Here is an 11,854-nt window from a genome sequence, read left to right as displayed (position 1 = left end):
GCCACGCGCGCCGCGGCTGACGAAGGCATCGTTCCGGGCGGCGGCATCGCCCTGCTGAAGGCCTCCAAGATCCTGGCCGACGTCAAGGGCGACAACGCCGACCAGAACGCCGGCATCGCCATCATCCGCCGCGCCCTGCAGGCTCCGATCCGCCAGATCGCCGAAAACTCCGGCGTCGAAGGCTCGATCGTGGTCGGCAAGGTTCTGGAGAACAACGAAGCCTCGTTCGGCTTCAACGCCCAGACGGAAGAATACGGCGACCTGGTCAAGATGGGCGTCATCGACCCGGCCAAGGTTGTTCGCACGGCCCTGCAGGACGCCGCTTCGGTGGCCGGCATCCTGATCACAACGGAAGCCGCTGTCGCGGACGCGCCGAAGAAGGCTTCGGCTGGCGGCGCCCCGGACATGGGCGGCATGGGCGGTATGGGCGGCATGGACTTCTAGGTCCGAGCCATCCGACGCTGACGACAGAAGGGCGGGGCCGAAAGGCCTCGCCCTTTCTCTTTGCCCATTTCATGAACAATCGTTCATGAAGCCAACGGCGTGCTTGCAGCGACGCAAGCCCGGCGTAAGGTCCGCCCAACCCTGTCGGGAGGAGACAATACCCATGCGTTTCGTGACCCTTTGCGCCGCTGCGGCGCTGATGGCGGCTGCAGCCCCCGTCGCCGTGATGGCCCAAGCCCCCGCCGCCGCGGGCGCCGTGCGCGCCGCTCCCGTGTCGGACCTGGTCCGCGAGGTCGACATTCCCTACAGCCGCTTCCAGCTGGACAATGGCCTGACCGTGCTGGTCCACACCGACCGCAAGGCGCCGGTGGTGGCGATCTCGGTCTGGTACAATGTCGGCTCCAAGGACGAACCCGTCGGCAAGACCGGCTTTGCTCACCTGTTCGAACACCTGATGTTCGGCGGTTCGGAGAACATGCCGGGCAGCTTCTTCACGCCGACCCGCAACATGGGCGCGACCGATCTGAACGGAACCACCTGGTTCGACCGGACCAACTATTTCGAGACCGTGCCGACCCCGGCGCTGGAGCAGGCGCTGTATCTGGAAAGCGACCGCATGGGCTACATGCTGGGCGCCATCAGCCAGGAGACGCTGGATCTACAGCGCGGCGTTGTCCAGAACGAGAAGCGTCAGGGCGACAACCAGCCTTATGGCCTGTCCGAATACGCCCAGCTTGAAGGGCTGTTCCCCGAGGGTCACCCGTACCGCCACTCGACCATCGGCTCGATGGCCGATCTGGACGCGGCGTCGATGGAGACGGTGCGCGACTGGTTCCGCAGCAAATACGGCCCGAACAACGCCGTTCTGGTGCTGGCCGGCGACATCGACGAGGCCGAGGCCCGTCGCCTGACCACCAAATATTTCGGTCCGATCGCGCGCGGTCCGGTGAACACCCCCGCCGCCGCCCCCGTGCCGACCCTGCCTGCGCCGGTGACAAAAACGCTGCACGACCGCGTGTCGAACGCCCGCATCAACCGGACCTGGGCCGTGCCCGGCCTGCTGGATGCGGACGCTGTGCCGCTGAGCGTCGGCGCCACCCTGCTGGGCGGTCTGGCCAGCTCCCGCCTCGATAACGAGCTGGTCCGCGGCGACCAGAGCGCCGTGGGCGTCAGCGCCTCGCTGCAGGACTTCCACCGCATCGGCATCTTCGACGTTCAGGTCGATGTGAAGCCGGGGCAGGACCCGGCCGCGCTGGAACGTCGTCTGGACACCATCCTGGCTGACCTGATCGAAAAGGGTCCGACCCAGGACGAGGTGAACCGCGTCGTCACCCGCTACGTCTCGGGCCGTATCGCGGGTCTGGAGCAGGTCGGCGGCTTCAGCGGCAAGGCTACGGCCTTGGCCGAGGGCCAGCTGTATGCGGGCGATCCCGAGTTCTACAAGAAGCAGCTGGCCGCCTATGCCGCCGTCACCCCCGCGCAGGTGCAGGCCGCGATGGCCAAATGGCTGACCCGTCCGGCCTTCAATCTGATTACCCTGCCGGGCGAGCGCGAAGCCTATGAAGAGGCCGCAGCCGCGCCGTCGGGAGCCGCCCGTTCGGAGGCCGCGCCGATCCAGCGTGTCGAACGTATGGCCAAGCCCGAGATCGGTCAGGTGTCCGATCTGGACTTCCCGACAATCGAACGGGCGACCCTGTCGAATGGCGTCAAGGTCGTCTACGCCCACAGCGACACCGTGCCGATGACGCGCGTCGCGGTCGAGTTCGACGCCGGCTACGCCGCCGATCGTGCGGATCGTCTGGGCGCCCAGAGTTTGATGCTGGACCTGATGGACGAGGGTACGGCGACGATGAACTCGACCCAGCTGGCCGAGGCCCAGGAGCGTCTGGGCGCGACCATCGCCACCGGCGCCACCATGGACCGATCGGCCGTGACCCTGACCGCGCTGACGCCGAACCTGCAGCCGTCGCTGGCGCTGCTGGCCGACGTCATCGACAACCCGGCCTTCGCCCCGGCCGAGGTCGAACGCCTGCGCGCCCAGCGTCTGGCCCGCATCGCCCAGGAGAAGACCCAGCCGGAAGGCCTGGCCAATCGCGCCCTGCCGGGCCTGCTGTATGGAGCCGACTATCCCTACGGTCGTCCGTTCAGCGGCGCCGGTGACGAGACCAGCATCGCCGCTCTGACGCGGGCCGATCTGGCCGCCCAGCATGACGCCTGGATCCGTCCGGACAACGCCACGATCTTCGTCACCTCGGACGTGCCGCTGGCCCAGCTGACGCCGCAACTGGAGGCCGCCTTCCGGGGCTGGTCCGCGCCGTCGACCGCCAAGGGGACCAAGACGTTCACGGCCGCCATTCCGGCCGCAACGCCGCGTATCCTGCTGATCGACCGGCCCCAGTCGCCCCAGTCCTACATTCTGGGCGGCCAGGTTCTGGACATGAACGGCACCGACGACACCCTGATGCTGAATGCGGCCAACAATGTGCTGGGCAACGACTTCCTGTCCCGCATCAACAGCGACCTGCGCGAGACCAAGGGCTGGTCGTACGGCGTGGCCGGCTACGTCAGCGGCCTGCAGAACCGCCTGCCCTATCTGGTTCAGGCGCCGGTCCAGGCCGACCGTACCGGTGATTCCGTCGCCGCCCTGCTGGACCAGTACAAGGCCTTCCTGTCCGACAAGGGCGTGACCGACGCCGAGCGCGAGCGCACGGTCAACGGCAACACCCGTCGACTGGCCGGCAGCTACGAGACCTCGGCCTCGGTTCTGGCCGCCATGCGTCAGAACGCGCTACTGGGCCGTCCGGACGACTATCAGGAGACCGTCGCCAGCCGCACCCGCGCCATGACGCCGGCCCAGATGGACGCCGCCGCCCGCGCCGCCATAGATCCGGGCAAGTTCGCCTGGGTCGTGGTGGGCGACGCCTCGGTGGTGAAGCCGCAGCTGGAGAAGCTGGGCCTGCCGGTCGAGGTGCGCCCCGCCAGCCAGTAACAGGGGTCTGAACGCCACGATTGACCGGCCCGGACGACATGTCCGGGCCGGTTTTTCTATGGGCGAGGCAAAGCGTCGCGGTCGTCGCACTTTGGTCACGAACGATTTGCCCCGGCGATCCGGCGCTCCCCATAGTGAGGCTTCGTCGTCACAAGGGGATTGTTCGACCGATGCGCCTTTCCACACGCTTCTCCGCCGCGCCTGCCGCCCTCGTCGTCGCACTGGGACTGACCGCCGCCCTGCCTGCAGAGGCCCAGTCGCGCCGCGCCGCCGCACCGGTCGCCGCCGCCGAACTGACCCGCGCCGCGCCCGCGACCCATCGCGCCGTGACCTTCGCCGCCGCCCCGGCTGCTCCGTCGGGAACCCTGGTGCTGCCGCTGTCGGCCGCCAGCGATCTGGACGCCCGCGCCGCCACCCTTTCCGCCGATGCCCGGGCCGCCCTGGCCGCCGGGTTGAAAGGCGCCGATTTCGGCTACGGCAAGCGCAAGTCGGTCAGCCTGTACGGGTTGGGCGGCTGGGATCGGGTTCTGGTGGTCGGGCTGGGCGCTGACGCCTCGGCCGCTGACATCCAGGATGCCGGGGCTGCGGCCGGACGCGCCCTGGGCGCCCAGGCAGGCGAGCTGACCCTGCTGGCGTCGGGCCTCTCGGCCGAGGCGGCGTCCGAATTGGCCACCGGCCTGAACCTGGGCGAGTACCGGTCGGACCTGTACCGCACCACCGGCCGCGACACGCCGGCGCCCGGCGCCGCGACCGTGGTGGCCGATGACGCCTCGGGCGCCAGCGCGGTCTTTGCCGGGCGGGGCCGCGCCCTGGTCGAGGCCATGACCTGGGCCCGCGACATCTCGAACGAGCCCGCCAATATCGTCTATCCGGAAAGCTTCGTCGCCCGCGCCCGCGCGGCCTTCGCCGGGGTGCCGGGCGTGACCATCGAGGTGCTGGACGTGCCGGCGATGGAACGTCTGGGCATGGGCGCGATCCTGGGCGTCGGTCAGGGTTCGCCGCGTCCGCCGCGTATGCTGATCATCCGTTATTGCGACCAGAACGCCCCGGCCGAGGTCTTCGGCGCCGGGCCGGTGGCCCTGCTGGGCAAGGGCATCACCTTCGATTCTGGCGGGATCTCGCTGAAGCCCGGATCGGGCATGGGCGCGATGAAGATGGACATGTCAGGCGCCGCGGGCGTGGTCGGCGCCGTTCTGGCCCTGGCCAAGTCGGCTGCGCCGGTTGATGTGGTGGCCGTCGCCGCCCTGGCCGAGAACATGCCCGACGGCGGCGCCATCCGTCCCGGCGACGTGCTGACCGCCATGAACGGCCGGACCATCGAGGTCATCTCGACCGACGCCGAGGGCCGCCTGGTCCTGGCCGACGCCGTCGTCTATGCGGACACCCGCCTTAACGCCGCCGCCATCGTCGATGTGGCGACCCTGACCGGGGCGATCAGCACCGCCCTGGGCGCCGACTATGCGGGCCTGTTCAGCCGCCACGATAGCCTGTCGGACCAGTTGCACGCCGCCGGTGAAGCCTCGGGCGAACGCCTGTGGCGCCTGCCGCTGCACCCCAACTATGTCACCGCCACCTCGTCGCCGATCGCCGACATCAAGAACGCGGGCGAAGGCGGTGCGGGCGCGGGCACCGGGGCGCATTTCATCGGCTATTTCGCCCGTCCGGAAACCCCTTGGGCGCACCTGGACATCGCCAACGTCGACAACACCACCGCCAATGACGTGAAGCCCGCAGGTTCGACCGGCTGGTCAGTGCGTCTGCTGGAGCGGTTCGTGCGCGACTATCGCCCGGTCGCGCGCGAGGTCGGGACCGGCGGTTCCTGATCCACGGCGACGATCTCGACCGTCTGGCCGGCGACCACGGCCTCGTCCCCGACCGTCTTGCCCATCAGGGCGCGGGACAGGGGCGAGACGTGGCTGACCGAGCCGGCGGCGGGGTCGGCCTGATCCTCGCCGACGATGCGCCAGGTCTGGGTGCGGCCGTCCTCGCGTTCGATGGTGACGAAGCCGCCGAACCGCACCCGGCCATCCGCCTCGGTCTCGACCAACTGGGCCGAGGCGCGCCGGGCGGACCAGTAACGCAGGTCGCGCGTGGCCCGCGCCATGGCCGTGCGATCCGCTTCGATCGACCCCTTGGCCTGGGCGGCGGCGTAGGCGGCGCGGGCGCTGGCCAGTTCCGCATCGATGGCCGCCAGCCCCTCGGCCGTCACCAGATTGGCGTGCGGCGAGATCGGCCGGTCCGGCAGGTCCGCCGCCGTGGCTTCCAGATCTTCTTCCCGGGTGAAGGCGACGCTCATGGGGGATGAGCGTCTAGGGCGTTCGGCCGTTCCGGTCTAGGAAGACGGCGATGAACCCCTCCTCTGCCCTCGTCCATGTGATCGGCGCCGGCCCGGCCGGCTTGATGGCGGCCGAGCGTCTGGCTCGTGGCGGGGCCCGCGTCGTCGTGCACGAGCGGATGCCGTCCGTGGCGCGCAAATTCCTGATGGCCGGGCGCGGCGGGCTGAACCTGACCCATTCCGAGGATCGGGAGCCCTTCCTGAACCGTTATGGCGCGGCGCGGTCCGCGATCGGAGGGTGGCTGGACGCCTTTTCGCCCGCCGATCTGGTGGGTTGGGTCGAGGAACTGGATCAGCCGACCTTTGTCGGCAGTTCGGGGCGGGTGTTTCCGAAAACGATGAAGGCCTCGCCCCTGCTGCGCGCCTGGCTGGCTCGACTGGCTGGACTGGGGGTCGAGATCCGCACCCGCTCGCGCTGGACGGGCTGGCGTGACGGGGCGCTGACGTTTGAAACGCCTGAGGGCGAACGGCAGGAAGCGGCTGACGCCGTGGTGCTGGCGCTGGGTGGGGCGTCGTGGCCGCGGCTGGGGTCGGACGCGGCCTGGACGGACTGGCTGGACGCGCCCCTGTCGCCGTTCCGCCCCGCCAACGTCGGCTTCGACGTGGTGTGGAGCGAGGTGTTCCGCGACCGGTTCGCGGGCCAGCCACTGAAGGGCGTGGCGCTGGGTTTCGCCGACCGGACGGTGCGGGGCGAGGCGATGATCGCCGCCTATGGCGTCGAGGGCGGTGCGGTCTACGCCCTGTCGGCCGATCTGCGCGAGGCGCTGGCGACCGATGGCGGGGCGACCCTGACGGTCGATCTGCGGCCCGATCTGTCGGTCGAGGCGCTGGCGGCGCGACTGGCGCGGCCACGTGGCAAGGACAGTGTCACAAACTGGCTGCGCAAGGCCGGGGGCCTGTCGCCGGTCGCGGTGGGCCTGCTTCGCGAGATCGGCGAGCCGCCGCCGGGACCGGACAAGCTGGCGCGCCGAATCAAGGGCGTGCGGTTGAAGCTGACGGGCGTGCAGGGTTTGGAGCGGGCGATATCCTCGGCCGGGGGCGTGCGGCTGGACGCGGTGGACGCGCGGCTGATGCTGACCGGCCGCCCCGGCGCCTTCGTCGCGGGCGAGATGCTGGACTGGGAGGCGCCGACCGGTGGCTATCTGCTGCAGGCCAGCTTCGCCTCGGGCGTCGTGGCGGCGCAGGGCGCGCTGGACTGGCTTGAGACGACAAAGACGACCAGGAGCGACGCATGACCGACCGGCCCGACATCCACGGGGCGTGTCCGCCGCGCTTTGACGCGGTAAAGGACGCCTTCGCCCGCAATTTCACCGATGCGCCCGAGGGGCTGAACGAACTGGCCGCACGCTTCAGCGTCTGTGTCGATGGCGAGCCGGTGATCGACCTGTGGGCCGGATCGGCGGATCTGGCGGGCACGATCCCGTTCGACGCGCGGACGCTGGTCCCGGTGTTTTCGACCGGCAAGGCGGTGATGAGCCTGATGATCGCCTGGTGCGTCGAGCGGGGGTTGTTGACCTATGACGGCCGGGTCGCGGACCACTGGCCGGCGTTCGGCGCGGCGGGCAAGGACCAGCTGACGGTCGCGCAGCTGATGAGCCATCAGTCGGGCCTGCCGGGCTTTTCCGAAGGGGGCGAGCCGGCCATCTGGTTCGACCGGCAGGCGGTGCTGGACCGGCTGGCGGCGCAGGAACCCCTGTGGGCGCCGGGAACGGCGTCCGGCTATCACCCGATCACCATCGGCTATCTGGCGGGCGAGCTGTTCCGCATCGTCGACGGACGAAGCATGGGCACGGCCCTGCGCGAGGATTTCGCCGAACCTTTCGGTCTGGATCTGTGGCTGGGCCTGCCCGAGGCAGAGCACGGCCGAGTGGCGCAGCTGAGAAAGCCCGCCGCCGCGCCGGACCTGGGCCCTATAGACAGCATCAAGAAGGCCGCCTTCCTGGATCGCGGCTCGGCCCCCGGCGGGCGGGGATCGACCGAGTGGCGGATGGCGGAAATCCCGTCCGCCAACCTGCACGCCACGGCGCGCGATCTGGCGCGGATGATGTCGATCATCGCCACCGGAGGCGCACTGGACGACAAACCGATCCTGTCGCCGACGACGCTGGAGCAGGCGACGCGGGAACGGATCCACGGCCCGGACAAGGTGCTGCCCTTCGTCATCAGCTGGGCGGCGGGGTTCACGCGGAACGCCGGGCTGAACATCTTCGGGCCGAACCCGCTGGCGGTGGGGCATTGCGGTTGGGGCGGGTCGATGGCCTTCGCCGACCCGGCGGCCAGGGTGTCGGCCGCCTATGTGATGACGCGCCAGTCGCCGCACCTGATCGGTGACCCGCGGGCGCTGCGCCTGATCGACGCCTTCTATTCGGCCTGAAGGGCGGCCCGCGCCATGCGGGCGCGCTGGACGGCGACGGCGGCGAAGACGGCGGCCCCGGCCCAGATGAAGACGAAGCTGACCGCGCGCAGCGGGGTGAAGGCTTCACCGGCCCAGACGCCGCAGGCGAACTGCAGCGTGGGGGCGATGAATTGGATAAAGCCCATGGCCGACAGCGGCAGGCGCCGCGCCGACCAGGCGAACAGGGCCAGCGGCAGGACCGTCGCCGGGCCGTTGACCATGGCCCACATCAGGCCGCCCGGCGAGGACAGGCCGACCGCGCCGGGGCCGCTGAGTTGCAGCCAGGTCAGGAAAATCAGGCCCAGCGGCAACAGCAGCAGACATTCGACGAACAGGCCCGTCTGGGCGTCGGCGGGCACGCGCTTGCGGATCACCCCATAGGCGCAGAACGTCAGGGCCAGAACGATGGAGATCCATGGCGGCCGCCCCAGCGCCAGCGCCTGGATCAGCACCCCGACAGCGGCCAGGCCGATGGCGATCTTGCCGCCCCGGCTGATCTTCTCGCGGAACAGCAGGGCCCCGGCGGCCATGTTCAGCAGCGGATTGATATAGTAGCCGAGGCTGGCCTCCAGCGTCGCGCCGTGGGTCGTGGCCCAGACATAGACGCCCCAGTTCACCCCGATAAGCGCGGTCGAGCCGGCCAGCCAGATCAGGGTCGAGGGCGTGCCCAGCACCCGCTTCACCTGGCCCCACTGCCGCGACATCAGCACCAGGATCCCGGCGAACAGCACCGCCCAGACGGCGCGCTGGGCCAGAATCTCGGGCGCGGTGAAGCCCTGGGCGGCCATGCCCATGAACAGCAGCGGCAGGAAGCCCCAGATGATGTAGCAGCTGATCGCCGAGATCAGGGCGGTGCGGGCTTCCGCAGGGGCGGGGGCAGGAGAGGCGGACACGCTCACGGCGGACCTTTCGGTCCCCGCCGCGCCCGGCGCGACGGGCCAAATATGGGATCAATGGCCCTCAAGCAGCCTCGCACCGCGTGCGAGGCGTTAGGGCCTCCTTACTCAGACAGTAATGCTGCGATAGCCGCTCTTGGGCTGGATGATGCCGGCCTCGTCCAGCAGCTGGGCGATCTGGACGGCGTTCAGGGCCGCGCCCTTGCGCAGGTTGTCGGACACGACCCAGAAGGCCAGGCCGTTCTCGACCGTGTGATCCTTGCGGATGCGCGACACATAGACGGCATGCTCGCCGGCCGCATCGACTGGGGTGATGTAGCCGTCATGCTCGCGCTTATCGATGACCTGGACGCCCGGCGCCTCGCGCAGGATCTCACGGGCCTCGTCGGGGGCGATGGGGCGATCGAACTCGACCGTCACGGCCTCGGAGTGGCCGACGAAGACCGGCACGCGGACGCAGGTGACCGTCAGCTTGATGGAGGGGTCCAGCATCTTGTGCGTCTCCTTCCACATCTTGGTCTCTTCATCGGTGTAGCCGTCCTCGTTGAAGGCGCCGATGAAGGGGATGACGTTGAAGGCGATCTGCTTGGGGAATTTCTTCGGCGTGGCGTCGCCCAGGCCGTAGATGGCCTTGGTCTGGTTCCACAGCTCGTCCATCCCTTCCTTACCGGCGCCCGAGACGGACTGGTAGGTGGCGACCACGACGCGCTTGATCCTGGCCGCGTCATGCAGCGGCTTCAGCGCGGTGACCAGCTGGATGGTCGAGCAGTTGGGGTTGGCGATGATGTTCTTGGTCTTCGCCTGCTTGATGGCGTCCGGGTTCACCTCGGGCACGATCAGCGGCACGTCCGGGTCCATGCGGAAGGCCGAGGAGTTGTCGATGACGATGGCGCCGGCCTTGCCGATCTTCTCCGACCATTCGCGCGACACCGCGCCGCCGGCGCTCATCAGCACGATGTCGACGGTGGTGAAGTCGAACTGCTCCAGATCCTGGCATTTCAGGGTGCGGTCGCCGAACGAGACCTCGACCCCCTTGGATTTGCGCGAGGCGATCGCATGCATTTCATCGACGGGGAAGTTCAGCTCCTCGAGGATGGACAGCATTTCCCGGCCGACATTGCCGGTGGCGCCTACGACGGCGACGCGATAGCCCATGGGACAAGATCCTTGTTACGGGGAAGACGTTTCGCATTTGGGTCTTTCGCAGGCGCGAAGCAATCTCTTTTCCCGGCTTCTTTCGCCCGCTATGGCCCTTTCATGCCCTCTGCCGTCCGCCGCGCCTATAACGCCCGCCTGAAATCCGGGGCGATCCATGCCGATCTGGCCCAGGCGCCGGTGGTGGGCGCGCTGGAGCGGCTGGAGAAGGATCTGTCGAAGAAGGGGCTGTTCGGCAAGCCGCCCGAGGTGACGGGCATCTATCTGTGGGGGCCGCCGGGGCGCGGCAAATCCATGCTGATGGACCTGTTCTATGCGGCCAGCCCCGAGCCGCGGAAGATGCGGGCGCATTTCCACGCCTTCATGGCGCGGGTTCACGACCTGATCCGCCAGTGGCGCGAGGGGGACGCCAAGGCCCGGAAGCGCGTCTTTGGACAATCGAAGGGGGATGATCCCATCGCGCCGGTCGCGGAGCTGATCGCGTCCGAGGCGCGGCTGCTGTGTTTCGACGAGCTGCAGGTGACGGACATCGCCGACGCCATGATCCTGGGCCGGCTGTTCGAGGCGCTGTTCGAGCGGCGGGTGGTGCTGGCCGTAACCTCGAACCGGGCGCCGGAGCAGCTGTATCTGAACGGCATCAACCGGCAGCTGTTCCTGCCCTTCATCGACATCCTGCGGACGCGCTGCGTGGTGGTCGAGACGGCGGGCGCGCGCGACTGGCGGCTGGACCGGCTGACGGGGACGAAGGTCTGGTTCACGGCGGGCGGTCCCGGGTTCGAGCAACTGTGGGCCGACCTGAAGGGCGATGAGCCGGAGGAGCCGGCGACCCTGAACGTACTGGGCCGCGAGGTGACCGTCGCCCGCACCGTCGGCGGCATGGCCCGCGCGACGTTTGACGAACTGTGCGCCCGGCCGCTGGGGCCGCAGGACTATCTGGCCGTGGCCGGGCGGTTCCATATCCTGTTCCTGGAGGGCGTGCCGAAACTGGGCCCTGCCAACCACCATGAGGCGCGCCGCCTGGTGACCCTGATCGACGCCCTGTACGAGGTGGGGGTCAAGCTGGTGGCGTCGGCCGCCGCCGCGCCGGAGGCCCTCTATACCGAAGGGGTCGGCGCCTTCGAGTTCGAACGCACCGTGTCGCGCCTGCACGAAATGGGCAGCCAATCCTGGCTGGAACGCCAGACCGGCGACGCCGCCCCGGCGGAGGCGCCGGCGCCGTGAGGGGGCGGATTGCACTGCACTGCACGGGAAAAAATCAGTGCAGTGCGTGCAACAGTGCAACGCTTCTTTTTACCGACCCCTCTCCCAGCGGGAGAGGGAGAGCGCGCACGGCGGCGCAGCCGTCGTTCTGGCGCGGTCGGGTGAGGGGGTGGAGCCTCATCCTGTTTAGCGCGTAACCCCTCACCCTTTCGGCTGGCGCATCGCTGCGCTCTGCGAGCCTCAAGCCCTCTCCCGCTGGGAGAGGGTGGGGAGTCGATGTCAAAGACCGGGCAGCATCATAGCGGGGGATGCGGCGCGGCGGTGAGATCGGGGGTTATGGCGCGAAAGGGGCGATGACGGCTGGATTCGGACCGAGGGTCGATGGGTTCGGGGTGGCGCCGGGGCGGGCGGGGCGCCTAGAGTGGGGGCTTACTGGAGAC

General features: G+C 69.2%; 9 protein-coding genes. 6 read left to right on the top strand and 3 right to left on the bottom strand.

Going from position 1 to position 11,854, the window contains the following annotated elements; all coding sequences use genetic code 11:
• The 3 genes from EON91_RS12475 to EON91_RS12465 form a co-directional block, all read left to right on the top strand.
• The coding region (locus tag EON91_RS12475) for a TCP-1/cpn60 chaperonin family protein (protein WP_292095264.1) at positions 1 to 444 on the top strand (444 nt) is incomplete at its 5' end.
• Between the two features lie 163 nt (positions 445 to 607).
• On the top strand, positions 608 to 3,433 hold the full coding sequence (locus EON91_RS12470; RefSeq protein WP_292095262.1) for a pitrilysin family protein: 2,826 nt from the start codon (positions 608 to 610) through the stop codon (positions 3,431 to 3,433).
• Between the two features lie 170 nt (positions 3,434 to 3,603).
• Complete coding sequence (locus EON91_RS12465) at positions 3,604 to 5,256, top strand: M17 family peptidase N-terminal domain-containing protein (protein ID WP_292095261.1); 1,653 nt, start codon at positions 3,604 to 3,606, stop codon at positions 5,254 to 5,256.
• Here EON91_RS12465 and greA read toward each other — a convergent pair.
• On the bottom strand, positions 5,214 to 5,729 hold the full coding sequence (gene greA / locus EON91_RS12460; protein WP_292095259.1) for a transcription elongation factor GreA: 516 nt from the start codon (positions 5,727 to 5,729) through the stop codon (positions 5,214 to 5,216). The genes EON91_RS12465 and greA overlap by 43 nt on opposite strands.
• A 50-nt stretch (positions 5,730 to 5,779) precedes the next feature.
• Between greA and EON91_RS12455 the strand changes: the two genes are divergently transcribed.
• Complete coding sequence (locus tag EON91_RS12455; protein WP_292095256.1) at positions 5,780 to 7,003, top strand: TIGR03862 family flavoprotein; 1,224 nt, start codon at positions 5,780 to 5,782, stop codon at positions 7,001 to 7,003.
• Positions 7,000 to 8,142, top strand: coding sequence for a serine hydrolase domain-containing protein (locus EON91_RS12450; protein ID WP_292095252.1), 1,143 nt, complete (start codon positions 7,000 to 7,002; stop codon positions 8,140 to 8,142). The genes EON91_RS12455 and EON91_RS12450 overlap by 4 nt, the downstream gene beginning before the upstream one ends.
• On the opposite strand, the gene rarD is transcribed toward EON91_RS12450, so the two are convergent.
• Entirely contained in the window at positions 8,130 to 9,056 is a 927-nt protein-coding gene (gene rarD / locus EON91_RS12445) for an EamA family transporter RarD (RefSeq protein ID WP_292095267.1), read from the bottom strand. The genes EON91_RS12450 and rarD overlap by 13 nt on opposite strands.
• A gap of 111 nt (positions 9,057 to 9,167) precedes the next feature.
• Positions 9,168 to 10,214: an aspartate-semialdehyde dehydrogenase gene (locus tag EON91_RS12440; protein WP_292095251.1), complete on the bottom strand. Its 1,047-nt coding sequence runs from the start codon at positions 10,212 to 10,214 to the stop codon at positions 9,168 to 9,170.
• A 102-nt stretch (positions 10,215 to 10,316) separates the two neighbouring features.
• Between EON91_RS12440 and zapE the strand changes: the two genes are divergently transcribed.
• Positions 10,317 to 11,435 carry a cell division protein ZapE gene (gene zapE, locus EON91_RS12435; RefSeq protein WP_292095249.1) on the top strand — a complete coding sequence of 373 codons (1,119 nt, stop codon included), beginning with the start codon at positions 10,317 to 10,319 and terminating at the stop codon, positions 11,433 to 11,435.
• Positions 11,436 to 11,854 lie beyond the last annotated feature (419 nt).

This window comes from Brevundimonas sp., assembly GCF_004210735.1.
GTDB lineage: Bacteria > Pseudomonadota > Alphaproteobacteria > Caulobacterales > Caulobacteraceae > Brevundimonas.
This window is presented reverse-complemented; position numbering and strand designations above follow the sequence as displayed.